Below are 25,121 nucleotides of genomic sequence, written 5' to 3' on the forward strand. Positions count from 1 at the left end.
TTAAACGGTTAACGTTTGATATATAGAACATGAGATAAAAAAGGAGGAAATGGAATGAACAAAAAGCTTTGGACATTATTAGCATTACTTTTAGCTTTCGTACTTGTACTTGGTGCATGTAACGGAGAAGGCGACTCGACAGATGGGAAAGATTCACCGGCAAAAGATGGTGACAAAGAAAAAAGTGAAGAAGTGGTAGATACTGGGAGTTTCCCATTAGATGTTGAAAATGAAGGAGATGTGATTGAAGGGGGTACTTTAAAAGTGGCTCTTGTAAATGACTCACCTTTCCAAGGGATTTTCTCAACAGTTCTATATGAAGATGCATATGATGCAGATATCATGGATTTCGCAAGTAACACAATTTTTGAAACAGATGGTGACTTCTTATTAACTAACGAAGGTATCGCTGGTATGGAAGTTGATCAAGACAATAATAAAGTAACAATTACCATCAAAGACGATGTTAAATGGTCTGATGGTGAACCACTTAAAATTGAAGATTTAATTCAACCTTACTTAATTATCGGTTCTCCAGACTACACAGGAGTTCGTTATGATGTTGATTTCCAAAACATCGTAGGTGCTGTTGACTACCATGATGGCAAAGCTGATACAATTTCAGGTTTAAAGAAAGTGGATGAAAAGACTTTAGAAATTTCATTTACTAAATTGTCTCCAGCAATTTTCAGTGGTGGTGATGGAGTCTGGACTTCGGCTGAACCTAGCCATATTCTAAAAGATATTCCGGTTGCAGATTTACTTGAGTCAGACGCAGTACGTAAAAACATTGTTACTTTAGGGGCTTTTAAATTTGATAAAATCTTACCAGGTGAATCAGTACAATTCGTGAAAAACGAAAACTACTGGAAAGGTGCTCCGAAACTTGATGGAGTATTAGTGAAAACTGTTCCTACAACTTCAATCTCTGTTGCATTACAAACAGGGGAATACCATATGACTGCTAATACTTTTAGCACAGACAAGTATTTAGAAATTAAAGATTTTGATAACCTTACAGTTCTTGGTCGTAATGAACTTTACTACCAATACATTGGTTTCAAACTTGGTAAATATGATTTAGACAAGAGCGAAGTTGCAATGGACCAAGATGCTAAAATGAACGATGTAAAACTTCGTCAAGCAATGGGCTATGCAATCGACGTTGAACAAGTTTCAGAAGTTTATTACAATAACTTACGTGAACGTGCAACATCACTAATTCCACCAGTATTCCAATCATTCTATGATGATTCATTAGAAGGTTACACATATGATGTAGACAAAGCAAATGCATTATTGGATGAAGCTGGATATGAAGACGTTGATGGTGACGGGCTTCGTGAAGACAAAGATGGCAAACCACTTGAAATTAAATTCGCTACAATGTCTGGTGGAGATATCGCAGAAGACATCGCATCATTCTACATGCAAAACTGGAAAGATGTTGGTTTAAATGTAACTCTTGCAACAGGTCGTACAATTGAATTCAACAGCTTCTACGATAAAGTACAAGGTGATGACCCAGAAATCGATATCTTCATGGCTGCATGGGGAACAGGTACGAACCCATCTCCATCAGGATTATACTCTAAGACTGCTCAATATAACTTTAGCCGTTACACTTCTGAGAAGTTAGAAGAGCTATTAGCTGCTATCGACTCTCCAGAAGCTTTCGATGCTGAATACCGTGCGGGGAAATTCCGTGAATGGCAAGAATATATGTCTGAAAATGCACCAATCATACCAACTCAAACCCGTTTAGAATTGCGCCCAGTTAACAAAAGCGTGAAAGCTTACGGTATTGATTACGCTGAAGTCTTTGATTGGAACCAAGTTGAATTAATATCTGAAGATCCTACTAAATCTTCTAAATAAAATGAAAAAATAATAAGCCCACATCTAAACGAAAGTTTAGATGTGGGCTTATTTGTGGAATTGACAAGGCATTAAATTTTTTTGCAGTATAGAACTACTCACTATACTTGGCTTTACTTAAGTCTTTTAAATGCTCTACTTTGCATTCCCTTAATGAAGCTTTAGTGTTTGTAAGCAGTTTCCAGTTTAAAGCAACCTGTCTCGTTAATGTATGGTAAAAACCTGGTACTTTCTTATAAGTACCGGGCGTCAGTTAATATTTTGAATTTACTGAAGTTGTACGCAATAAAAAAAGGCTAATTAGACTTACTAACACTGAATGTTACATATAGTAATGTAAAAGGGTGCTTGTATTAATGAAATGGCTTCTTTTTACAATTAGTTACATATGCATTGTAATGAGTCTTTTACAAATTTTGTTATATTTAAATTACTTATCGTTCGGGTATACATGGAAAAGTGTCTGGGCATTTATTATCCAGACACCTGATTTTGCATTATTCATAAGTTCATTTATATTGCTGACATTTATCGTTTTCTACCCAAGCCCATCGCGTTCTCCATTTTTTTAAGAGTCTTTGAGGCAACAGCGTGTGCTTTAATGGCACCTTCATCTAAAATTACATCTAGTTCATCTGAAGCTAATAACTCTTCGTAACGTTGTTGTATAGGCTTTAAGTGGTCTATGACGGCATTTGCAACAGATGCTTTGAAATCACCATAACCTACGTTATTATATTTTGTAACTAAGTCTTCAATAGATACGCCAGTTAATGCTGCTTCAATCGTTAGTAAATTTGAAACTCCAGGTTTATTGTCAACATCAAATCCAACAATTCCTTCAGAATCTGTTACAGCACTTTTTATTTTTTTCTCGATTTCTTTAGGTGTATCTAATAAAGTAATAGTTGATTTTTTATTTGGATCAGATTTGCTCATCTTTTTGAGTGGATCTTGAAGTGACTTTATACGCGCTCCATTTTTGGGCAAGCGGATTTCTGGAATTGTTAAAACATCATTGTAACGCTTGTTAAAGCGTTCCGCTAAGTCGCGTGTTAATTCTACATGTTGCTTTTGATCATCTCCTACAGGCACGATATCCGTTTGGTACAAAATGATATCTGCAGCCATAAGAGGAGGATAGGTTAGAAGGGAAGCAGACACTCCGTCTTTCCCTGTAGATTTATCTTTAAACTGTGTCATACGTTCAAGTTCTCCAATATATGAGATACATTGCATCAACCATCCTGCCTGGGCATGCGCAGGTACTTCAGATTGGATAAATAGAATAGCTTTCTTAGGATCTATACCGACCGCTAAGTAAAGAGCCGCTAAAGAACGAATGTTTCTACGAAGTTCTAGTCTGTCTTGTGGAACCGTAATGGCATGCTGGTCAACAATACAAAAAATACAGTCATACTCATGTTGCAAAGTTGTGAATTGACGAAACGCACCAATATAATTTCCTAGTGTTACTGTTCCAGTAGGTTGCACGCCTGAAAAGATTTTCTTCATCTAATTTCCTCCTTCAAAATAAGAATGTACTTACATCATCTATTTTGTGACATAAGCAACATCTTTGTAGCTGCTTAGAAGAGACTTTACAGACTTTTCTAACCGGATATTTGTGTTGAAATAAAAAAACACATCACTCTCCCTGTAAAGGGACGAATGATGTGTGAATCCGTGGTACCACCCAGATTGCCAAAATTTATTGGCCTCTTTAACTTCGTAACGTGAAGGGACGTATTAGGCTACACTTACTTACTTAAATAAGTTTCGCAAAATAAGCTCGGAAGTCCATTCTTTTTGAAAGGAAGATCTGTTTTCAGCAACCACAGACTCTCTATACTTCCCATTCAAATGTACTACTCTTCGTCTTAGCATGTAACGAGTATATTTAAAGTAATTATATTATAGAAGAAACTCAAAAATCAAGTGGCTTTAATTACATATAATAAATTAGTAAGGCCATTGCCATGAAAAGTAAAATAGACCCACCAAGTTGTAAAAATGGTCTGTATGAAAAGTCTAATAATTCAGAGGGAGAACGCATTGATTCTACAACTTCTGAATTTCTTTTTGTTGTAAAAACTTTTCTCATACTCATTGTAAAAATATCAAAAAAACCATTAGAAACGACATAAATCAGTAAGCCAATAAAAACAATTATGCCACCGACAAAAAAGGATACATTAATATATGGTGTTAAACTTAGTCCTTTATTAGAAAGAAACACAATTGTTACAATGAAAATTTGAGAAATTATAAATAAGATCAATTTAGTTTTCACATGTTTCACCTCAATCCTCTACACATTGTAGAATAAGTGCTAGTATAAATCAAAATTTGGTGTTACGAAATAAATATTTTCAATTTATAGAAAACCTTATATCCCAACGGTTTTGTCATTATATTGTAATCTTTTTGTTATATTACCGTAAAAAACTTTGCAAAAAAGACTGTACAGATTTTTCAGAATATGTATAATAAGGATTGTACCAATTATTAAGAAAATTCAAGGGGGTCAACTTAGTGAAGAACAACAAGTTTTTTTGGCTGTTAAGCCTAATGTTAGTACTTAGTGTATTTTTAGCTGCTTGTGGCAACGACGATGCAGCAACACCAAAAGGTGATGACGACAAAGAACCAGCAGCAGAAGTAGATGAGGCTCAAGTTCTAAACTTAATCATGAGTGCTGAAATTCCAACAATGGATTCTGCACTAGTAACAGATTCTGTTGGTTTTGACCTTTTAAACAATGTAAACGAAGGTTTATACCGTTTGAATGATGAAAATGTAGCAGTGCCTGCAATCGCTGAAAGCGAGCCTACAGTTTCAGAAGACGGTTTAGTCTACACTTTCACAATCCGTGATTCAAAATGGTCTGACGGATCAGCTGTAACAGCTGGAGATTTTGAATTCGCTTGGAAACGTGCGATGAATCCTGATACTGCATCTGAATACGGTCCATACATGATGGGTGGAGTAATCAAAAATGCTACTGCTATTTCTGAAGGAAAAGCTGAATACACTGAGTTAGGTGTTAAAGCAATTGATGAAAAAACTCTTGAAGTAACATTAGAAAAGCAAGTACCTTACTTCTTGTCTCTAATGTCATTTGGAACTTTCTTACCACAAAATGAAGCCTTCGTTACTGAAAAAGGTGCTGATTATGCTACAAACTCAGATAACCTAATTTCTAACGGACCTTTCGTTCTAGAAGCTTGGGATGGCACTGGCTTATCTTGGCAGTTAGTTAAAAATGATCAGTACTGGGATGCAGAAGCTGTAAAACTTACTGAGATTAACTATGACGTAGTAAAAGAAACAGCTACTGCAGTTAACTTGTACACAACTGGAGAAAAAGATCGTACTGGTCTTTCTGGTGAATATGCAATGCAATATGCAGCAGATGCTGATTTAGTAACAGAATTAGAAACAACATTATTCTATTTTAAATACAACCAACAACGTAACGGTGAAGATACACCACTTGCAAACGTTAACATTCGTGAAGCGATTACAAAAGCTTTTAACAAACAAGATTTAGTAGATGTAGTTTTAGCTAATGGTTCTGTACCAGCTAACTACTTAGTACCAAAAGCATTCTCTTTCAATGAAGCTGGAGAAGACTTCCGTGATATCAATGGCGAAATGTCTGAATTCAATGTTGAAGAAGCAAAAGCAGCATGGGAAAAAGGTTTATCTGAGCTAGGTGTTACAGAAGTGAAATTAGAAATTCTAGGTGGGGACACTGAGGTTTCTAAAAAAATGGATGAGTACTTCAAATCTCAATTAGAGGGTAACCTTGAAGGACTAGAAATTACATTAAAAGAAGTACCATTTGCTATTCGTTTAGATCTTGATACTAATCAAGACTATGACATACAAGTTGCTGGATGGGGACCAGATTTCCAAGATCCTCACACATTCATGAACTTATGGTTAACTGACGGTGGTAACAATAAAATGTCATATTCAAATCCTAAATATGATGACTTAATTAATTCATCAGTTGGTGAACTAGCTATGGATCCTGAAGCTCGTTGGGACGCAATGGCACAAGCTGAAAAACTTCTAATTGAAGAAGACTTCGGTATTGGACCAATCTACCAACGTGGAACAATGTCTCTTGTAAAACCATATGTTAAGGGTGTTGTTTCTCACTCATTCGGTGGAGACTATAGCTACAAATGGGCTTACATCGAAGGTAAATAATCTTTTACTTTTGAGTTTGAAAATCTCATAAAGAGAGAGTGTATGGTATGACCATATACTCTCTCTTTTAAATGAGATATAATATGATTATGACAATTTCCGATTGTCTAAACTAGATTGAAATTTATAAAATCATATAGGAGGTGCAAAGATGACTAAGTATATTGTAAAACGCGTATTTTATATGTTCATTACTCTTTTCCTGATTGCGACAGCAACATTTTTCTTAATGAAAACGCTTCCAGGTTCCCCTATAAGTTCCGCTCCGAAACTTACTTCTACTCAACTTGCGGTAGTGGAGGCAAAGTATGGTTTAGATCAACCACTACCAGTTCAGTACGGAAGATACATGCTGAATTTGGCGCAAGGAGATTTAGGGAATTCATTCCAGTTTAAAGGGGCCAGTGTCACAGACTTAATTCTTAATCGCTTAGGGCCATCTTTCTTATTAGGATCACAAGGTATGATTCTTGGTTTAGCGATAGGAATTATCTTAGGTATGATTTCAGCATTAAGGCAGAATACTATCTGGGATTACGGTAGTACATTTATTGCTATTCTAGGTATTTCTATACCCTCGTTTGTCTTCGCGACATTTTTACAATATTGGCTTGCAGTTAAATGGGGTTTATTCCCAGTTGCGTTATGGAATGATGGTTGGATATCCAGTGTATTGCCGTCAATAGCTTTAGCTATGGGACCACTTGCTGTTGGATCACGATTTATTCGAACTGAAATGATTGAAGTATTAAGTTCTGACTACATAACATTAGCCAAATCAAAAGGTGCTAACGGTTTTGAAGTTGCGTTTAAACATGCATTCCGTAATGCTCTAATTCCTCTTGTGACGGTGTTAGGACCATTAGCAGCAGGTCTCTTAACTGGGTCACTTGTAATAGAACAAATTTTCGCTATTCCAGGTATTGGTGAACAATTCGTGAAAGCCATCATGGTGAGTGATTTCTCAATCATCATGGGAACAACATTGTTCTTCTCTGTGTTCTTAGTCTTTGTTATTTTAGTAGTCGATATTCTTTACGGTGTAATTGATCCACGTATTCGTTTGTCAGGAGGGGAAAACTAATGACACAAAATCTTAAAAACCTACCTTCTGGATCTTTTGATAGAGTTACCGTTGATAGTAGTCATGCAGAAAAGATAGCTAAACCAAGTTTAAGTTTTTGGCAAGATGCATGGTTGCGTATTCGTAAAAATAAAGCAGCTATTGTTAGTATGATCATATTGCTATTAATAGTAATTATGGCGTTTGTAGGTCCGTACTTGAGTCCGCATGATGGTGAAGTACAAACTATTACACATGCGAACTTACCTCCTAAAGTTCAAGGTTTTGAGAATCTTGGATTTATGGATGGATTTGGAATTCTAGGTGGTAAAGAAGTAGATTTATATGAAATGAAAAATGTAGAGGTGTATTATTGGTTTGGTACTGATGGTTTAGGTCGAGATATGTTCTCACGTCTATGGTCAGGTACCCAGATTTCTTTATTCATCGCATTTATGGCAGCATTAATTGATATGGTCATCGGTGTAGTTTACGGTGGGATATCTGCATATTATGGTGGTCGAGTAGATGATATTATGCAACGTGTTGTTGAAATATTGTATGGAATACCTAACTTAGTTGTCGTAATTTTAATGATTTTGGTTTTAGACCCTGGTATTACCGCCATCATTATTGCTATTACTATAACCGGTTGGATTGGAATGTCACGTATTGTCCGTGGACAAGTATTAAAGCACAAAAATCAAGAATTTGTATTGGCAGCACGAACGCTAGGTGCAAGTAATAACCGTATTATCATTAAACATTTACTTCCTAATATTTTAGGAATTATCATCATTAACACAATGTTTACAATTCCGGGTGCCATCTTCTTCGAGGCTTTCCTAAGCTTTATCGGACTTGGCTTACAACCACCGGCAGCATCTCTGGGTACTTTAATCAATGATGGATACAAGTTGATTAAATTTCAACCGCATATTCTGTTATTCCCATCGATTGTCTTGAGTTTACTTATGATTGCATTTAACTTACTCGGTGACGGATTACGTGATGCACTTGATCCGAAGATGAAAGACTAAGGGAGGAAAGCATAATGGAAAAAATCTTAGAAGTAAAAGACCTTCAGCTTTCCTTCCATACTTTTGCAGGAGAAGTTAAAGCCATTCGTGGTGTTGACTTTGATTTGTTAAAAGGGGAAACGTTAGCAATAGTTGGTGAATCTGGTTCTGGTAAATCAGTAACAACAAAAGCAATTATGCGTCTTTTACCAGAATCTAGTTCGGAATTCAAAAGTGGAGAAATCTTGTTTAACGGAAAAGATTTAACGAAGCTTACTGATAAACAAATGCAAAAAATTCGTGGAAAAGATATTTCAATGATTTTCCAAGATCCGATGACTTCTTTAAACCCTACGATGCCAATTGGCAGACAGATTACAGAACCGTTATTAAAGCATCAAGGCGTTGGTAGATCAGAGGCAAGAAAAATTGCTATTGATCTACTTCGTATGGTTGGTATGCCTAAACCTGAATTGCGTATTAAACAATTTCCTCACCAATTCTCAGGCGGTCAACGTCAACGTATAGTAATAGCTATTGCACTTGCATGCAATCCGCAAATTTTGATTGCTGATGAGCCAACAACAGCTCTTGACGTAACCATTCAAGCACAGATACTTGAATTAATGAAGGACCTGCAAAAGAAAATTGATACATCGATTATATTCATCACACATGACTTAGGTGTTGTTGCAAATGTGGCAGATCGTGTTGCTGTTATGTATGGTGGACGTATTGTTGAAATTGGAACAGTTGATGAAATTTTCTATAATCCTCAACATCCTTATACTTGGGGTTTACTCAGCTCAATGCCATCACTTGATACGGCAGAAGAGAAATTATACGCAATTCCAGGTACACCACCTGATTTGTTAGATCCTCCAAAAGGAGACGCATTTGCACTCCGTAGTGAATATGCACTTGCAATTGATTTAGTGGAAGCTCCTCCAGTATTTAAAGTGAGCGATACACATTTTGCTTCTACTTGGTTATTGCACCCGGATGCTCCACAAGTAGTTCCTCCAGTTGCTATCATTGAACGTATGAAAAAGTTTCCAGGTAGCCGCTATTATAAAGGGGGTACAAAGTGATGGCTGAAAAGTTACTCGAAATAAGAAACTTAAAACAATATTTCAACAAAGGTAAAGCAAATGAAGTCCGCGCAGTTGATGATATTAGTTTTGATATTTACAAAGGTGAAACTCTTGGTATAGTTGGAGAGTCTGGTTGTGGTAAATCAACAACTGGGCGTTCTATTATTCGACTTTATAATGCAACAGCAGGAGAAGTTATTTTTGATGGAGTTAATGTTCATGGTAAAAAAACAAAATCCGAATTAAAAATATTTAATCGAAAAATGCAAATGATTTTTCAAGATCCTTATGCGTCTTTAAATCCACGTATGAAAGTAATGGATATAATCGCTGAAGGTTTAGACATTCATAGTTTAGTCAAGTCATCCAAAGAACGTAAAGAACGTGTTCACGAACTACTTGAAACCGTAGGGTTAAATAAAGAACATGCGAACCGTTATCCACATGAATTCTCTGGTGGACAGCGTCAGCGTCTTGGAATCGCTCGTGCCCTTGCTGTAGATCCTGAGTTTATCATTGCTGATGAGCCAATCTCAGCTCTTGATGTATCAATTCAAGCACAAGTTGTTAACTTACTAAAAGAGTTACAAGTAGAAAAAGGCTTAACGTACTTGTTTATTGCTCATGATTTATCAATGGTTAAATACATCTCAGATCGTATTGGGGTTATGTATTTTGGTAAACTGGTTGAACTTGCAACTGCTGAAGATTTGTATAACAATCCATTACATCCTTATACACAATCATTGTTATCAGCAATTCCACTTCCAGATCCAAACTATGAGCGCACGCGCGTACGTAAATCGTATGATGCAACCTCTCATAATTATCAAGACGGTGAAGAAATTTCTATGCGTGAAGTAACACCTGGACACTTTGTATTCTGTTCAGAACGTGAATTTAACGCGTTAAAATTAACCTCAGGTACTGGTGTATAACATGTTCTTTTTCAAATGAGTTGTTAATTGAAATATTTCGTGTCAAATAAATGAGGTATTCCTATTTAGTGGGAATGCCTCATTTATTTTTTTATTAAAATTTGTTCTTTAATTGTGTACGATTAATTGATAAAATGGAAGAGAATAGAAAGGAAGTAAATTTAATATGACATTTAAGAAATGGATTGGCTCAAGTGCTTTAGTCGCTACATTAATTTTCCCTACTACTGCGGTCTTTGCTGATGAAGTTAAAAGTGCAAAAGATTTTACAGAACGTACATATGGATTTACGGCTGTCGATGAAGACATAGTTGCTGCTTCAACATTATTTCGTTTTGACTCAGGATTAGCTTTTACTTATCCAGATGCCATTCGTGGTGTTTACGTAACTGGTCACTCAGCAGGTGGTGCACGATTTAAGGATTTACTAAATTTAATGGATACTACAGATTTAAATGCTATGGTTATTGATATAAAAGATGATTTTGGTGAACTTACATATATGCCTGCTGAAGATTCTCCATTAAAACCGCTAGAAATTGGAAATTCGTACATAAAAAATCCTCGTGAAATGTTAGAAATTTTAGAAGAAAATAAAGTCTACCCAATTGCTCGAGTAGTTGTTTTTAAAGATTCGGCACTCGCGAATGCGAAACCTGAGCTATCTTTTGTTGATGACTCTGGCGTATGGAAAAATAGACGAGGCGAAGCTTTTGTTAATCCATTCATGAAGGAAGTATGGGATTACAATGTAGAGGTAGCAATAGAAGCCGCTAAGATGGGCTTCCAAGAAATTCAGTTTGATTATGTTCGATTCCCAGAAGGATTTGAAAATCGAGTGGATAAAGTCAAGTACAGCATGGGTGAATATGAAAATACCGACTTGGATCCCGTTCAAAGACGCGTACAAGCAGTCACAGATTTTGTTGCATATGCACGTGAAAAGCTTAAACCATACGATGTGAAAATTTCTGTAGATATATTTGGATATGCAGCTACATTACCTGAAGCGCCTGGTATTGGACAAAACTTCGGTAAAATTTCTGGAAATGTGGATGTCATTTCATCTATGATTTATCCTAGTCATTGGACATCATATTTTGGAATTGCGAAACCAGACTTAGAACCTTATAGGCTTGTAAAAGAGTATGCGAAAGTTGAAAATGCTACTTTAGCTAAGCTTGAAAATCCGCCTATATCGCGTCCTTGGATACAAGATTTTACAGCTTCGTACTTAGGGGCAGGTAACTATAAAAAATACGGCGCAACCGAAGTGGAAGCACAAATTAAAGCTTTAAATGAATCAGGAATAAAAGAATATTTATTGTGGAATGCAAACAATCGTTATTCTCCGGGTGTTGATTACACACCATAAACAATGAAAATCCTTCTTCTTTTTATAGAAGAGGATTTTTTTTGTTATTAATGAAACCTTTTGTCGTTTATTTACGTATTATTAAGAGAAGGGACAAATTTAATTTTCATTTTCATTTTCTAATTGAGAATTTAAAAAGCTTATTTCAAGGTGTTTAAAATGTAGTTGTTGCGGGTATATTAAAGTGAGAACAATAGAGCACTAGTAATACCGCTTGTTTACTACATATTATAGCTAAAATGTGTCTCTTTTCAAATTACTTGACTTTTTCTTCATATTCTATTTTAAATTATTTAAAAATGGTGTATAATAAAAAACATTAACCTATATTAAAGTGATTCTAAATTAGAAGTTTTAATAATATAATTAATGTTGTTAAATTGAACTTGTTTACACATTTGAAAGGAAGTGTTCCTATGATGGTTACATTGTTTACTTCACCAAGCTGTACATCATGTCGAAAAGCAAAAGTATGGTTAGAAGAGCATGACATTCCATATACTGAGCGTAACATCTTTTCTGAACCGCTAAGTATTAGCGAAATAAAAGAAATTTTACGAATGACTGAAGATGGAACGGATGAGATTATCTCTACTCGTTCTAAAATATTCCAAAAATTAAATGTTGATGTTGAAAGTTTACCACTTCAACGTTTGTATGAATTAATTCAAGAGCATCCTGGACTATTACGTCGTCCAATTATTTTAGATGAAAAACGCCTACAAGTAGGTTATAACGAAGATGAAATTCGTCGTTTTCTACCTCGAAAAGTTCGTGCTTATCAATTGCTCGAAGCTCAACGTATGGTTAACTAAATTCGATTGGAAAATTGACTGATTGATTCTTCTTCGATAATTTGAGAAGAATGATCAGTCATTTTCTTTTTTCGACTTGATTTACTTTACCCACTCTACTACAATGCTAATTAATTGTATTTTTCCAGAGTAGGAGCATATCCTTTTCATTTTCCTCTGGACCGTCATACAATAGAAATAGACACTGTATCGGTAAGCGGCTTGAAGTGTTGCTGGAAAAAGGGGAATCCCTTTTAAGCTATCGAAGGGAGATGTGTAAAATGGATATAGAACGGATTAATGAAAACACAGTTAAATTTTACATTTCATACATCGACATTGAAAAAAGAGGCTTCAGCCGAGATGAAATTTGGTTTAATCGAGATAAAAGTGAAGAACTCTTTTGGGAAATGATGGATGAAATAAATGATGAATCAGACTTTGAAGTTGAAGGACCATTATGGATTCAAGTTCATGCGATGGAAAAAGGACTCGAAGTAACAGTAACTCGAGCAGAAATTAATCGTGATGGAAAGAAACTCGAATCTCCATTTGAAGTTGATGAAAAGGGTCAATACTTTTCTAATATGTCTGAAAGTTCATCTGAAGAACGATCTTTTGATGAATTTACTGATCCTTTTACTGATTCAAATGAACTTCAAAATGAATTTACATTTCAAGTAAGTGATTTTGAAGATTTAATACCATTAGCGAAGCGTGTTAAATTGCCATCATATGTAGCGACTTCTTTATTCGCTTATAAAGAACGTTACTACCTATACGTCAAAGCGGACGCTGAATTAATGGATGAAGAAGAAGTTAAAAACATGGTAAGTATGATTTCTGAATATACGGCAAAATCGAGTATAACCGTTCACCGATTGGAAGAGTACGGTAAGGAAATCATGGCCGATGAAGTGTTCGAGCAAATTCAAAAATACTTTAGCTAAAATCCTCCCTTAACGGGAGGATTTTTTTCTTGCCTTTATAACGGAATATTCGTAAAATAATCAAAAAGGAGGAGTGTATATATTAACTGCATACAAAGATAACAAAGAAATTTTTACCATTACTAGACAAATGACAAGAGAACAATTAGTATTTTTGCGAAACACAAGTCACTTTACTTGTCCCCAATGCGAAACATCACTTCGCTTGAAACTCGGCAAAGTCGTGATCCCCCATTTCGCACATATTGTATTAACCAATTGTTTAACTTCATTTTCAGAAAGAGAATCTCCCACTCATTTAATTGGAAAACAACAGCTTGCTGAATTCTTTACACATGTAGGATGTGACGTTTCGGTTGAAGCTTATTTACCAAAAATTTCACAGCGTCCAGATTTGTTAGTGAAAAGAAATAAAGAAATATACGCGGTTGAATTTCAATGTAGTGTGATGCCAATTGATGATGTAATAAAAAGAAATCAAGGTTATTTAAAGATAAAGACTCGTTCAATATGGTTGCTTCGTACACCTTTAAATATTCAAATAAACGAAATAGGGATTACTTATTTAAAAATTTCTAAATTTATTCAAAATTTTATTGGAATCCAGTCAATTTCTGGGGCTACCATACTGACTTACGATCCAACATCTTGCCAATTTATATATATAAGTCACTTAATGCATATCAGTGGTACTTCATTTATCGCGAAAATTCGTTCTTTATCCACTAAGCAACAAACGTTTCCATTTGCTCAAGTAAAACCACCCACTCTGACAGAGAGCAAACAATACTGGAGCATTTTTCAACATAAAAGGATTAGATTTTTACTTACTCGAATTCGAATGAATAAACATGGTGTGAAAGACCGATTATTAAAACATTGCTATGAGCAGCAAGTACGTCCAGAAAACTTGCCGTTATATATTGGATTTCCAATTTCCGAATCAGAAACGATTCAAAATCATCTTGTTGAATGGCAGTTAGCGCTAATTTCCACACTTTCCAATCAACAACATGAGGATATCGATTATATAAGTGACATGTGGATTGAATCGTTTATTTTAGCGCAATGTAAAGTTGTTCATCTAGAAAAAGCTAAATTAGTAGTCAGACGGTATTGTCGTTTTCTCCAAGTAATTAATTTTAATATCAATGAATCTATTTCTGAACAATTTATTAGTGAATCTAAAATACTAGACCACTTTGAGGAAGTAATAGTTGCAAAGCGTTGTGAAAATTGAGAAAATATAGTAGTTATTCGATTTTTCAATTAAATGATTTAAGGAGGAACTAATAATGTCAACAGATACTAAAAACAAAATCTTAACGCGCGAGAAAGTTCCAACAGAATTAACTTGGAAGCTTGAAGATATTTTTTCAAGTGATGAAGTCTGGGAAGTTGAATACAAAGAAGTAAGTGAACTATCAGAAAAAGCAGAAGCTTTCAAAGGAACTTTTGGAAATGGAGCACAAGCATTATACAATGCCTTAGCGTTTAAAGATGAAGTGTCAGAGAGAATTTATAAGTTATACACATACTCACATATGCGTTACGATCAAGATACAACAAATAGTCATTATCAAGCAATGGATAGTAGGATTAAAACCTTACTTGTAAAAGTATCAACTGGCCTATCATTCATCACACCAGAAATTTTAGCATTAGATGAGTCTATTGTTTTGAGTTATGTAAATGAACATGAAGAATTACAATTATACAAACAAGTGCTAAAGGAAATTAATGAAATGCGTCCGCATGTATTGCCAGCCGAACAAGAAGCATTGCTAGCACAAGTTTCTGAAGTAACGAATGCATCTTCTGAAACTTTTAGTATGTTAAATAATGCTGATTTAGAATTTCCTTCGATAAAAGATGAGAATGGTGATGAACTGGAATTAACACAGGGTCGCTATACACGCTTTTTAGAAAGTGGAGACCGTCGTGTACGTGAAGACGCATTCCGTGCAATGTATGCTACTTATGGGAAGTTTCGCAATACTTTTGCATCTACTCTTTCTGGAAATGTAAAACGCGATAATGTGAATGCACGTATACGCAACTTCACGTCTGCTCGTCATGCAGCAATGTCTGAAAATCAAATTCCTGAACAAGTATATGATAATTTAATTACCACTGTGAACAAAAACTTGCACTTGTTGCAACGTTACGTGTCTTTACGTAAGAAAGTATTAGGGCTAGATGAATTGCATATGTGGGATCTTTATACACCACTTGTAAAAGAAGTGAAAATGGAAATTCCTTATGAAGAAGCAAAAGGCATTATGCTAAAAAGTTTTTCGCCTCTTGGGGAGGAATATACATCAATTGCTACTAAGGGACTTGAAAATCGTTGGGTAGATGTTGTTGAAAATAAAGGCAAACGCTCAGGTGCTTACTCATCTGGATCATATGGGACAAACCCTTATGTGCTAATGAACTGGCAAGATAATGTAAATAACTTATTTACACTTGCGCATGAGTTCGGACATAGTTTGCATAGCTATTATTCACGTGCGAGTCAACCATTTGTTTATGGTAATTATTCGATTTTTGTTGCCGAAGTGGCTTCAACTTGTAACGAAGCATTATTAAATGAATATATGTTAAAAACAGTTGATGACGAGCAAAAACGTATTTACTTATTAAATTATTGGTTAGAAGGATTCCGTGGAACAGTATTCCGTCAAACAATGTTCGCAGAGTTTGAGCACTTAATTCATAAAATGGATCAAGAAGGGGAAGCGTTAACGGCAGATAAACTAACAGAAGTTTATTATGACTTGAATAAAAAATACTTTGGTGACGACATTGTTATAGACGAAGAAATAGGTCTTGAATGGGCTCGAATTCCGCATTTTTACTATAACTATTATGTGTACCAATATTCAACTGGATATAGCGCTGCAGTAGCATTAAGCAATCAAATTCTATCAGAAGGACAACCTGCAGTGGATCGCTATATCAATAAATTCTTAAAAGCAGGTTGTTCAGATACACCAATTGAAGTATTGAAAAAAGCAGGAGTTGATATGACATCAACTGCTCCTATCGAAGAGGCATGTAAAGTATTTGAACAGAAGTTAGCAGAGCTAGAAAGTTTATTACTAAAATAAAAAAAGATCTTCATCCGACATTGGATGGAGATTTTTTTGATTAAATGATATTTCAAAATAATATTTCCTACTAAAAAACATTTTACTAATCTTACTCTCAAAGTAATTATAAGAATATAATTTCACAAAAAAGATTGTGAAAGATTGATTTATTTGTTATGTCATGATATCATTCAAATGTGAAATAAATCACATACAAACATACACCCCTTTGTTTATACGTGAACATTTCTCCCATCCCCTTTGTGAAAAGAAGCGCCTCTCCAAAATTGGAGAGGCGCTTCTTTGTTTAGATATAATAAAGTTTCTTTCATACTACTAGCACTAAAGCTAGAGTGAGATTTTATACTATTATTTTGTACTAGTTTTGAGTCTCCATTGATTAGTATCGGCTAATGGAATTATTTCTAGTTGTTGAAGTAACATTCGTTTTTTTAATTCACGTTCTGCAGCATGATGTGTAACACCATAAATGGAAGCTACTTCTTTTGTAGACAATGTATGATAACGTAAAAATAGTTCATCAAGCGTAGGTGGTTCCTGCCGAAATAATTCAATATTCAACATCTCAGCTAAAATCTTTTCGTACACTTCGTAAGAATAAATGCCACACACTTTAAGTCCTTCATCTTCAATATGTTCATTGAAAAACACCATACTTGGAGATTCGGTGACTTCCATTTCACGACTGATATAGAGGTCACATTGGAATGCGCGTGTTGCTTCTTTAGATTGAATATCAGATTTAAATTCCTCTACATCTAACTGTGCTTGTTCAGCAATCGCCAATAAACTGGAATATGTCGCTACATTTTTTGTATCTAAGAATAGATGTTCTTGTAGCTTTTGTAAATAACGCATTCCTGCTCGTTTTCCTTGAAGTTCAGCTGCTTTAATTGCTACTGACGGAAGAGCAGGGTGTGTTAAATCGTCATCATTTATGGTTACACTTTTACAAGTTGAATTAAGGCTAGAAAGTTTTGTACTAAGAACAACGCGTAACGTGAAATAATGATTATACTCCACTTGCAATTTTCGTAAAATCGGTTGTAAATCAAAGTATGATGAGCATAGTGGATCGATAAACGCGTAAAGCTCAATTGGCTTTGTTGTACTCGTAGAAACAATCGCTTCGGGCGGAATCTGCAAGTTATTCACACGATTTCCTCCTCTTGGTCAGGCCGGTTCGTCATATGATGAGCCGTTAGTACAAGTCGATTATATAAATCATCGCGAATTTTCCCTTCAAACTTCACTTCATCCATCGCAAGTGCCATACACTCAAGCCAAGCTTGAGCTCTATCAGGTGTAATTGGGAAATTCATATGTCTTGCACGAAGCATGGGGTGTCCGTGTTCTTGTGAATATATATTAGGTCCACCTAGATATTGTGTCAAAAATTGTTTTTGTTTACGAGCAGTTTCCGACAAATCTTCTGGAAATATATGCTTAAGCTTTGGGTGTGCCGCGACTTTTCCGTAAAATACATCAATTAGTTGCGACAATAAATCCGGACCAATTTCCTCATAAGGAATGATAGGTTTTCGGGTCATAATAAGAACTCCTTTGCTTTCGCTGTCATTTCATTCTATCAACCTCACGTGTTTTTCTCAAACAAATCGATTTTGTAATTTGGATACTTTGTGTTAGTTAAGTCTATTATCAAACGGATATAATTCGAAGTAATTGAAATCTTGACTAATACTATATGTTATTTACGTTGAGCTTTTGTCATGAAACGTGCAATTTTTTTTAGAGTTTGACGTTTTGGAATTTGATAAATCTCTAGTAATTTATTAAAGCTTTGTTGTCCTTTTTCTAAATCGGTTACTTCAAACTCCATTTCGTAGTCGGTATGCTCCAAATAATCAGAACGATCCAATACCAACAACCCATTTTGATAAGGTACTTCTGCTCGTTCCGTTCGAAGTGTACCAAAAGCAACTAAAAGCTCAGGCAACTGTTGAAATTCATTATAAATTCTAGGTTTTATTTCACCAGAAAGTAGGATTTCATTTCGCTCACTTGAAGAAATAAGGTGAGTTGTTTCAATCATTGTATGAACATTTTCACCTGGTGATTTTAAGGTCAATTCATTGCGTTCTTCAAGGACTCTTAATCGAAACCCAATGAAAGCGTCACGGAACTGATTATCCGGTGTATCAAAATAAGTATTTGTCTGTAAATGAAAATCCTGTTTGGAAATGTTAAAACCTCTACATAGTTGGTCAAACTCTTCTTTTGTTAAAAGATTTTTGAATTCAATTTCTTTTTGAATGCTCATTGAAAAAACACCGCCTTAGTTATTATTATCCTAAAAAAACTGCAAACTGCAACATATGAGACTCTGTGATAAAATATGGGGTAAGTAAAGATTGAAAGGAAGATCTTAAAATGCGTAAAACTTATACTGTAATTAGTGGTATTCAAAATGGTTCATATATTCGATTTATTTTAGAAGAAGACCCAACAGGCCAAGAAATAAAAGCAGGTGGACAGTTAATTACTGATTCAGAGAAAAATGCTTTTGTTTATTTAATGGATGATACAGATGGGTATATTTATGTCCAATTTCCGAAGATGGTTTGGCCTTTACTTGCAGCGTCACTTGCAGCAGATAAAGAACCAGTATTAGCCTGGGGACAAACGGAAATTTCACTAGATAATTTTAGAGAAGAATTAAACATGCTCATTTTTAATATTGAAGGCAATCATAATTATGGTGAAGAGTTTGCAAACTCAGTTGAGGATGCGTTTAAAGAACAACTTTTAGCACAGTGAATATGGGTAGATAATCACTAAAGTAATGGCAAGGGGGACTCGTTATGGGACAATGGGAACGTTTTTTAGAGCCTTATAAACAAGCGGTAGATGAATTGAAAATTAAATTTAAAGGTATTCGTACTCAATATGAAATAGAAAATACAAACTCACCTATAGAGTTTATTACTGGTCGAGTAAAACCTATTGCGAGTATATACGATAAAACACTTGAAAAAGGATTTGCATTTGAGCCTTCCGAGCGTTTAGTAAACGAACTGCAGGATATTGCAGGTTTGCGTATTATGTGCCAATTTGTTGACGACATTGAAACTGTGGTCGATTTATTGCGCCATCGTCACGATATCAAAGTCGTAGAAGAGCGTGATTATATTTCACATGAAAAACCGAGTGGTTATCGTTCTTATCATATGATTGTGGAATATCCTGTTCAAACCATTCACGGAAAAATTCGAATTTTAGTAGAAATTCAAATCCGTACATTAGCAATGAATTTCTGGGCTTCTATAGAACACTCGTTAAACTACAAGTACAAAGGTTTATTTCCAGAAGAAATAAAAAATAGATTGCAAAGTGCAGCTGAAGCCGCATTTAGGTTAGATGAAGAAATGTCACTCATACGAGATGAAATCCAAGCAGCACAAAAATACTTTAGTGAATATAAAGAGAGTGGAAACGTAAATTTCCCTTCAAAGAGAAAGTAGGTGGAAGCGTTCATGAAATTTGCCATCCAATCACGTAATGATGAACACTCAAACGAACTAATGGACCGTGCTAAAACATACTTAACTGATTTTGGACTTACTTGGAATGAAGATGCACCTGATATCGTTATTTCAATTGGCGGAGACGGTACTTTACTTCATGCTTTTCATAGATATCGTGATCAATTGTCTACTGTAGCATTTGTTGGAATTCACACTGGGCATTTAGGATTTTACGCAGATTGGAAACCCTCTGAAATAGAAAAATTAGTGATTTCGATTTCTAAGAAAGAATTCCAAGTTACTGAGTATCCATTGCTTGAAGCGACAATTAATTATCGTAGTAATAATGACCAAAGCGTTTATTTAGCATTAAATGAAAGTACCATTAAGTCTCCTGACGTGACATTAGTGATGGATGTGGAACTTAACGATAGTCATTTTGAGCGTTTCCGTGGAGACGGTCTTTGTATGTCAACACCTTCAGGAAGTACTGCTTACAATAAAGCACTTGGTGGAGCGGTGATTCATCCGTCATTAGAAGCGATGCAATTAACGGAAATGGCATCCATTAATAATCGTGTCTTCCGAACAGTGGGTGCACCACTGATTTTGCCGGCTCACCATACATGCGTGTTAAAACCAGTAAAAGCGCCTGACTTTATGGTAACGATTGATCATATCCAATTGTTGCTTAAAGACGTCAAATCAATTCAGTATCGTGTTGCCAAAGAGAAAGTACGATTTGCGAGATTCCGTCCTTTCCCATTTTGGAAAAGGGTCCATGATTCGTTTATTGATAGCGATGTGTAAACAATTCCAACTTACATTTAATTCAACTGAAGAAATTTTACTTCGTGAAGCTCTATCTAAGTGGGGGATATCCAAGCGTACATTAACGTCAATAAAATTTGATGGTGGTTCTTTATTTGTAAATGGACATGAAAAAACGGTTAGACATCCACTGGCTATAGGGGATGTAATAACCGTTATTTTCCCATTAGAAGAAGTTAGTACAGGTTTAATTCGCCAAAAAGGGTTACTTGATATTGTATATGAAGATGATGTCTTATTAATTGTTAATAAACCATCTGGTCAAAGCACGATTCCTTCTAGGGAACATCCGTCAGGAACATTAGCGAATTATGTTGCTTATTATTATGAACAAATGTCGATTCCTTCAACTGTTCATATCTTGACTCGCCTCGACAAGGACACTTCTGGACTAGTGTGTTTAGTGAAAAATCGACATATCCATCACCTCATGAATCACTCTCATATGATAAATAAAACGTATGAAGCCATTGTTCATGGCAAGATTGATCAAAGTTTCCAAGAAATAATAGCACCAATTGGTCGAAAAGGAACTAGCATTATAGAGCGTGAAGTTCGTGAAGATGGTCTTTTTGCTCATACAGATGTTAGCGTTATTTATCCTTATACTCATTTTTCACATGTGAAGTGTCTACTACACACAGGACGAACGCATCAAATACGTGTTCATTTAGCACATATAGGTCATCCAATTATGGGGGATGATTTATATGGAGGTAAAATCGATTTAATTAGCCGTCAAGCTCTTCACTGTACATCTGTAGATATTAAACATCCCCTGACAGGTGAGCTATTGACCTTTACGAGTTCATTGCCAATGGATATGAAGAAGTTGCTTATTTAGTCGTCAAATTCATGAAACTTTTCTTTCACATAAGGTTGGAAAGACGGCACAGATACTATCTCTAATTGAGGGTAACGAAGTGCAGTTAATTTCCCGCCAAATACACAACCCGTGTCGATATTAACGGTATGGTTTTTAAAGCGTGCTTCTTTTGTTGGTGTGTGACCATATACGACTAAAGAAGATCCTTTATATTGTTTAGCCCAATCTTTGCGAAGTGGTCTGCCATCCGATAGACTTTGGCCAGAAATATCGCCATACAAGACAAAAACGATGATGTTTTTTTGAAGAGGTCTACCTATCATATCTTCTCGAATTCCAGCATGAGCAATAATAAGCTGACCGTTGTCGAGTTGCTGATAAAATGGGAGTGCTTCATAAAACTTGATGTATCTTTTTCTAAACTGTTCCCGTTTATCTTTAGGGTGCAATAAATTAAATTCGTTTACAGTCGTTTCTAACCCATGAGTAATGTGTACTTGGTGTCCTTTAAAAAATCTGTAAAGTTTGTTGCAGTGATTTCCCGGGGAATAAAATAATTGCTTGGCATCCTGCATAGCAAACAGTAAATTTAAGACAGCTAGTGATTGAGGTCCCCTATCAGTTGCATCTCCAACAAATGCCAACTTACGTCCCTGCGGATGAATGAATATACCTGAATTCCTTTGGTAGCCTAGTTTAGTTAGTAATGCGGTTAGTTCATCATAACAACCATGTATATCTCCAATGATGTCATACGACATATAAATCACCTCTTTAAAAGAAAATATGGCAATATCAACAGTGTAACAAAAACAATAAGCAATGTAGAAATGAAAACATATAGGAAAGGAGGGGGGCATACATGATTGACGATCGTAAAAATAACGAAGAACATAACCTCGATGCAGAACAATTGTTAACATTTTTAAATGAACACCAAGTTGATTTATTTAGAGAAGAGTTCTTATCATTACATCCGTATGACCAGGCACAATTTTTTGAAAAGGTGAGTCCTGACAGCAGGCAAATTATCTATCAGTATCTCTCTCCAAAAGAAATGTCAGAAATTTTCCAGTCAATTGAACTCGATGATGATGAATACGAACCCTTCTTAAAAGAAATGCATAATACGTATGCAGCTGATATGTTATCTGAAATGTATGCGGATAATGCTGTAGACGTTTTAAATGAGTTAGGCAAAGATCAAGTTGCCAGCTATTTAACTATAATGGATGATGAATCAGCCCAAGAAATTAAAGATTTACTGCACTATGAAGAGTACACGGCTGGTTCAATTATGACGACCGAGTATGTGGCAATTCCAGAAAATTCGACTGCTCGATCAGCGATGATGATCTTACGTAATGCTGCACCTGAAGCAGAAATAATATACTATCTTTTCGTCGTAAATGATGATCATCAATTAACTGGTGTAGTGTCATTGCGTGATTTAATTATTGCAGATGAGGATACGTTAATTAGTTCGATTAAAAATGATCGAGTGGTTAGTGTATCGGTAAGTGAAGATCAAGAAGAAGTCGCAAGAATGATTAAAGATTATGATTTCTTAGCAGTTCCAGTTGTCGATTTCCAAAATCATTTACTCGGAATTATCACAGTAGATGATATTTTGGATGTTCTCGAAGAAGAAGCAAATGACGATTACTCTAAATTAGCTGCCGTTTCAGAAATGGATACGTTTGATAAAGGACCTTTAACTGCGGCAAAGAAAAGACTGCCATGGCTAATTATTTTATTATTTTTAGGAATGTTTACGGCAAGTTTGATGGGAATATTTGAAGGAGTCTTAGATCAAGTAGCAATTTTAGCTGTTTTTATTCCATTAATTGCAGGAATGGCTGGAAATAGTGGTACACAGGCTTTAGCTGTTGCCGTCCGTGGTATCGCAACGGGCGATATCGAGGAACAAAGTAAAATGAAATTGTTGATGCGCGAAGCAGGAACAGGTCTTATTACAGGAATAGTATGTGCAGTTTTCAGTGTAGGAATAGTCTATTTCTTACAACAAGACCTATTACTTGGTCTACTAGTCGGAGCAGCAATATTCGGCTCTATTTTTGTCGCGACAATGTCAGGATCTTTTATTCCACTTCTCTTTCACCGGATGAATATTGACCCAGCGGTAGCTTCAGGTCCATTTATTACAACACTAAATGACATTATTAGTATTTTAATATATTTAGGTTTAGCAACTATGTTTCTTTCTCAACTTTAAAAAAGTGCTCTCAGCACTTTTTTAAAGTTTTTTTATATGAAAAGTATGGATTGACTTGCTAGGTTGACGTTAATTCGTTCCAGATTGATAGATAAGGACTTCCATCTTTCTGGTTGTGTAAAATGAAATGGAGCGATATTTTTTCTAAATCGTTCTTCAAGTAAGAAATTTTCATTTCACAAAACGAATTTAATCTTATCAAGTAAATTAAAATTTCGAGATGAGTTTGGTTGTACAATATATGACGTTGGTAAAATAAAATTTCCTTCTCGGTAAAACAGGAGAAAGGGATGGAATTTCACTACAATCATTTTTTATAAATATCTGTGAAACTTAAAAATCCTGATACACGCTGATTTCCGTTCCAAGCGGACGCGTTCCGTGGGGCGTGCGGTGAGCCTCCTCGTCGCGAAAACCTTGCTCCTGTGGGGTCTCACCTGTCACGCTAATCCCACCGGAGTCGCCGCTCTGCACTCCAATCAGCTAAGAGAATATAGGAAACATAAGTTCAATTAGATATAGAAAACAAGTGAGACTCCCTGTAGAATAAAAGTCGACGAAAACCTTTATCCAGGAGGAAACTCACTTGTTACATTCAAATAGTATTGAATCTTTACTCGTTATTCAAGACCCAAACATTACTTTTGAAGAAAACTTCCATAAGAAGGGACGTTTACAGTGGAAGTATGTAAATATGTTCTTGGAAAATTGACATACAACCCTGCACATTGCGAAGGGTGCGGTGTCAGAAACATTGACCGATTTCATTTAGTTCAATTAATTAATCGCTCTAAAAATAAATGTCGTATAAATATCATGAATAAACTTAAAACAGATCCTCATGATAATAGGAAGAAATACCGTCGCCTGAAGCGTTACTGGAAGCCACTCCTAAAAAAAGAATCTGAACTATCCGGCGTAGAATATAATTACTACCCATTATTCCACCAACGCTTTGCGGCAAGTATTGTAGAAGAAATGTTAGCGTATTATCCAAAATTAAAAGCGAATTATTGGCTCTATCAAGAACTTCTAAAAGCTATGTCTATAAGGATTTCAAGCATTAGAGACTTGTTTAACTAGGTTTGTTTCATCTTTAATTTCAAGTTATATGAGAACAAGCTTAAAAACATTAAGAAAACGTCTTCCGTTGATAGAAAACAGCTTTATTTACCCTAACAATAATTAACGTATTGAATCGTGTCGCTTATGAATATAGAAATTTCCAGAATTACAAAAATTGTATTATTTTGCACTTTAAATTAAAACCAGTTGATAAACAAAGCGAACAAAAA

At 35.4% G+C, this 25,121-nt stretch carries 24 protein-coding genes and 1 other annotated feature; of the genes, 18 read left to right on the forward strand and 6 right to left on the reverse strand.

What is annotated here, in order from left to right; genetic code table 11:
- The first annotated feature begins 54 nt into the window (after positions 1-54).
- The gene (locus tag C406_RS0115565) at positions 55-1,878 is read left to right on the forward strand and encodes an oligopeptide ABC transporter substrate-binding protein (RefSeq protein ID WP_017381582.1); all 1,824 of its coding nucleotides are present in this window, start codon (positions 55-57) and stop codon (positions 1,876-1,878) included.
- Between the two features lie 528 nt (positions 1,879-2,406).
- Here the strand turns inward: C406_RS0115565 and trpS are convergent.
- Both trpS and C406_RS0115575 read right to left on the reverse strand, forming a co-directional pair.
- Positions 2,407-3,393, reverse strand: coding sequence for a tryptophan--tRNA ligase (gene trpS, locus C406_RS0115570; protein ID WP_017381583.1), 987 nt, complete (start codon positions 3,391-3,393; stop codon positions 2,407-2,409).
- A gap of 145 nt (positions 3,394-3,538) precedes the next feature.
- Positions 3,539-3,769 (reverse strand) — a binding site (T-box leader).
- A gap of 57 nt (positions 3,770-3,826) precedes the next feature.
- Positions 3,827-4,171 carry a DUF3899 domain-containing protein gene (locus tag C406_RS0115575; RefSeq protein ID WP_036654855.1) on the reverse strand — a complete coding sequence of 115 codons (345 nt, stop codon included), beginning with the start codon at positions 4,169-4,171 and terminating at the stop codon, positions 3,827-3,829.
- A gap of 242 nt (positions 4,172-4,413) precedes the next feature.
- On the opposite strand from C406_RS0115575, the gene C406_RS0115580 reads away from it, so the two are divergent.
- From C406_RS0115580 to pepF, 10 genes are all read left to right on the forward strand, one after another.
- Positions 4,414-6,099 (forward strand): peptide ABC transporter substrate-binding protein, encoded by a 1,686-nt coding sequence (locus C406_RS0115580; protein ID WP_017381585.1) that lies wholly within the window; start codon positions 4,414-4,416, stop codon positions 6,097-6,099.
- Between the two features lie 151 nt (positions 6,100-6,250).
- Positions 6,251-7,183, forward strand: coding sequence for an oligopeptide ABC transporter permease (gene opp3b / locus C406_RS0115585; RefSeq protein WP_017381586.1), 933 nt, complete (start codon positions 6,251-6,253; stop codon positions 7,181-7,183).
- Positions 7,183-8,202: an oligopeptide ABC transporter permease gene (gene opp3C / locus C406_RS0115590; RefSeq protein ID WP_017381587.1), complete on the forward strand. Its 1,020-nt coding sequence runs from the start codon at positions 7,183-7,185 to the stop codon at positions 8,200-8,202. The genes opp3b and opp3C overlap by 1 nt, the downstream gene beginning before the upstream one ends.
- A gap of 14 nt (positions 8,203-8,216) precedes the next feature.
- Entirely contained in the window at positions 8,217-9,272 is a 1,056-nt protein-coding gene (locus tag C406_RS0115595) for an ABC transporter ATP-binding protein (protein ID WP_017381588.1), read from the forward strand.
- Positions 9,272-10,213: an ABC transporter ATP-binding protein gene (locus C406_RS0115600; RefSeq protein WP_017381589.1), complete on the forward strand. Its 942-nt coding sequence runs from the start codon at positions 9,272-9,274 to the stop codon at positions 10,211-10,213. Before C406_RS0115595 ends, C406_RS0115600 begins: the two co-directional genes overlap by 1 nt.
- 166 nt (positions 10,214-10,379) lie before the next feature.
- Positions 10,380-11,588: a putative glycoside hydrolase gene (locus C406_RS0115605; RefSeq protein WP_017381590.1), complete on the forward strand. Its 1,209-nt coding sequence runs from the start codon at positions 10,380-10,382 to the stop codon at positions 11,586-11,588.
- A gap of 419 nt (positions 11,589-12,007) precedes the next feature.
- A complete protein-coding gene (gene spxA, locus C406_RS0115610; protein ID WP_166669594.1) occupies positions 12,008-12,403 on the forward strand; it encodes a transcriptional regulator SpxA in 396 nt (131 codons plus the stop codon).
- Positions 12,404-12,663: 260 nt separating this feature from the next.
- Complete coding sequence (gene mecA / locus C406_RS0115615; protein WP_017381592.1) at positions 12,664-13,332, forward strand: adaptor protein MecA; 669 nt, start codon at positions 12,664-12,666, stop codon at positions 13,330-13,332.
- A gap of 73 nt (positions 13,333-13,405) precedes the next feature.
- Positions 13,406-14,572 carry a competence protein CoiA gene (locus C406_RS0115620; RefSeq protein ID WP_017381593.1) on the forward strand — a complete coding sequence of 389 codons (1,167 nt, stop codon included), beginning with the start codon at positions 13,406-13,408 and terminating at the stop codon, positions 14,570-14,572.
- 55 nt (positions 14,573-14,627) lie between these two features.
- Positions 14,628-16,445, forward strand: coding sequence for an oligoendopeptidase F (pepF, locus tag C406_RS0115625; RefSeq protein ID WP_017381594.1), 1,818 nt, complete (start codon positions 14,628-14,630; stop codon positions 16,443-16,445).
- Between the two features lie 351 nt (positions 16,446-16,796).
- Here pepF and C406_RS0115630 read toward each other — a convergent pair whose 3' ends face one another.
- The 3 genes from C406_RS0115630 to C406_RS0115640 all read right to left on the reverse strand — a co-directional run bounded on the left by C406_RS0115630 (position 16,797) and on the right by C406_RS0115640 (position 18,729).
- On the reverse strand, positions 16,797-17,603 hold the full coding sequence (locus tag C406_RS0115630) for a ClpXP adapter SpxH family protein (protein ID WP_017381595.1): 807 nt from the start codon (positions 17,601-17,603) through the stop codon (positions 16,797-16,799).
- On the reverse strand, positions 17,600-17,998 hold the full coding sequence (locus C406_RS0115635; protein ID WP_017381596.1) for a globin domain-containing protein: 399 nt from the start codon (positions 17,996-17,998) through the stop codon (positions 17,600-17,602). Before C406_RS0115635 ends, C406_RS0115630 begins: the two co-directional genes overlap by 4 nt.
- Before the next feature lie 158 nt (positions 17,999-18,156).
- On the reverse strand, positions 18,157-18,729 hold the full coding sequence (locus C406_RS0115640; protein WP_017381597.1) for a CYTH domain-containing protein: 573 nt from the start codon (positions 18,727-18,729) through the stop codon (positions 18,157-18,159).
- Between the two features lie 110 nt (positions 18,730-18,839).
- Between C406_RS0115640 and C406_RS0115645 the strand changes: the two genes are divergently transcribed.
- From C406_RS0115645 to C406_RS0115660, 4 genes are read left to right on the forward strand one after another with little or no spacing between them, the layout of a single operon-like run.
- Positions 18,840-19,226 (forward strand): hypothetical protein, encoded by a 387-nt coding sequence (locus C406_RS0115645; RefSeq protein WP_017381598.1) that lies wholly within the window; start codon positions 18,840-18,842, stop codon positions 19,224-19,226.
- A gap of 44 nt (positions 19,227-19,270) precedes the next feature.
- Complete coding sequence (locus tag C406_RS0115650) at positions 19,271-19,930, forward strand: GTP pyrophosphokinase (RefSeq protein ID WP_017381599.1); 660 nt, start codon at positions 19,271-19,273, stop codon at positions 19,928-19,930.
- Positions 19,931-19,942: 12 nt separating this feature from the next.
- Positions 19,943-20,743 carry an NAD kinase gene (locus tag C406_RS0115655; protein WP_017381600.1) on the forward strand — a complete coding sequence of 267 codons (801 nt, stop codon included), beginning with the start codon at positions 19,943-19,945 and terminating at the stop codon, positions 20,741-20,743.
- Positions 20,715-21,608, forward strand: a complete 894-nt coding sequence (locus C406_RS0115660) for an RluA family pseudouridine synthase (protein ID WP_017381601.1) — start codon at positions 20,715-20,717, stop codon at positions 21,606-21,608. The genes C406_RS0115655 and C406_RS0115660 overlap by 29 nt, the downstream gene beginning before the upstream one ends.
- Here C406_RS0115660 and prpE read toward each other — a convergent pair.
- Entirely contained in the window at positions 21,605-22,351 is a 747-nt protein-coding gene (gene prpE, locus C406_RS0115665; protein ID WP_017381602.1) for a bis(5'-nucleosyl)-tetraphosphatase PrpE, read from the reverse strand. The two genes, C406_RS0115660 and prpE, sit on opposite strands and share 4 nt — an antisense overlap.
- Before the next feature lie 101 nt (positions 22,352-22,452).
- On the opposite strand from prpE, the gene mgtE reads away from it, so the two are divergent.
- From mgtE to C406_RS19960, 3 genes are all read left to right on the forward strand, one after another.
- A complete protein-coding gene (mgtE, locus tag C406_RS0115670; RefSeq protein WP_017381603.1) occupies positions 22,453-23,826 on the forward strand; it encodes a magnesium transporter in 1,374 nt (457 codons plus the stop codon).
- 586 nt (positions 23,827-24,412) lie between these two features.
- The gene (locus C406_RS21285; protein WP_017381604.1) at positions 24,413-24,538 is read left to right on the forward strand and encodes a hypothetical protein; all 126 of its coding nucleotides are present in this window, start codon (positions 24,413-24,415) and stop codon (positions 24,536-24,538) included.
- Positions 24,505-24,909 carry a transposase gene (locus C406_RS19960; protein ID WP_081503775.1) on the forward strand — a complete coding sequence of 135 codons (405 nt, stop codon included), beginning with the start codon at positions 24,505-24,507 and terminating at the stop codon, positions 24,907-24,909. The genes C406_RS21285 and C406_RS19960 overlap by 34 nt, the downstream gene beginning before the upstream one ends.
- Positions 24,910-25,121 lie beyond the last annotated feature (212 nt).

Source organism: Paenisporosarcina sp. TG-14, assembly GCF_000297555.1.
Lineage (GTDB): Bacteria > Bacillota > Bacilli > Bacillales_A > Planococcaceae > Paenisporosarcina > Paenisporosarcina antarctica.

What these genes read in the sequence shown, in the direction of transcription:
- C406_RS0115600 (WP_017381589.1), top strand. Translation starts at nt 9,272, where the DNA reads ATGGCTGAAAAGTTACTCGAAATAAGAAACTTAAAACAATATTTCAAC.
- opp3b (WP_017381586.1), top strand. Translation starts at nt 6,251, where the DNA reads ATGACTAAGTATATTGTAAAACGCGTATTTTATATGTTCATTACTCTT.
- mgtE (WP_017381603.1), top strand. Translation starts at nt 22,453, where the DNA reads ATGATTGACGATCGTAAAAATAACGAAGAACATAACCTCGATGCAGAA.
- C406_RS0115595 (WP_017381588.1), top strand. Translation starts at nt 8,217, where the DNA reads ATGGAAAAAATCTTAGAAGTAAAAGACCTTCAGCTTTCCTTCCATACT.
- C406_RS0115660 (WP_017381601.1), top strand. Translation starts at nt 20,715, where the DNA reads ATGATTCGTTTATTGATAGCGATGTGTAAACAATTCCAACTTACATTT.
- C406_RS0115565 (WP_017381582.1), top strand. Translation starts at nt 55, where the DNA reads ATGAACAAAAAGCTTTGGACATTATTAGCATTACTTTTAGCTTTCGTA.
- prpE (WP_017381602.1), bottom strand. Translation starts at nt 22,351, where the DNA reads ATGTCGTATGACATCATTGGAGATATACATGGTTGTTATGATGAACTA.
- C406_RS0115635 (WP_017381596.1), bottom strand. Translation starts at nt 17,998, where the DNA reads ATGACCCGAAAACCTATCATTCCTTATGAGGAAATTGGTCCGGATTTA.
- C406_RS0115655 (WP_017381600.1), top strand. Translation starts at nt 19,943, where the DNA reads ATGAAATTTGCCATCCAATCACGTAATGATGAACACTCAAACGAACTA.
- spxA (WP_166669594.1), top strand. Translation starts at nt 12,008, where the DNA reads ATGGTTACATTGTTTACTTCACCAAGCTGTACATCATGTCGAAAAGCA.
- opp3C (WP_017381587.1), top strand. Translation starts at nt 7,183, where the DNA reads ATGACACAAAATCTTAAAAACCTACCTTCTGGATCTTTTGATAGAGTT.
- C406_RS0115605 (WP_017381590.1), top strand. Translation starts at nt 10,380, where the DNA reads ATGACATTTAAGAAATGGATTGGCTCAAGTGCTTTAGTCGCTACATTA.
- C406_RS0115640 (WP_017381597.1), bottom strand. Translation starts at nt 18,729, where the DNA reads ATGAGCATTCAAAAAGAAATTGAATTCAAAAATCTTTTAACAAAAGAA.
- pepF (WP_017381594.1), top strand. Translation starts at nt 14,628, where the DNA reads ATGTCAACAGATACTAAAAACAAAATCTTAACGCGCGAGAAAGTTCCA.
- C406_RS0115650 (WP_017381599.1), top strand. Translation starts at nt 19,271, where the DNA reads ATGGGACAATGGGAACGTTTTTTAGAGCCTTATAAACAAGCGGTAGAT.
- mecA (WP_017381592.1), top strand. Translation starts at nt 12,664, where the DNA reads ATGGATATAGAACGGATTAATGAAAACACAGTTAAATTTTACATTTCA.
- C406_RS0115645 (WP_017381598.1), top strand. Translation starts at nt 18,840, where the DNA reads ATGCGTAAAACTTATACTGTAATTAGTGGTATTCAAAATGGTTCATAT.
- trpS (WP_017381583.1), bottom strand. Translation starts at nt 3,393, where the DNA reads ATGAAGAAAATCTTTTCAGGCGTGCAACCTACTGGAACAGTAACACTA.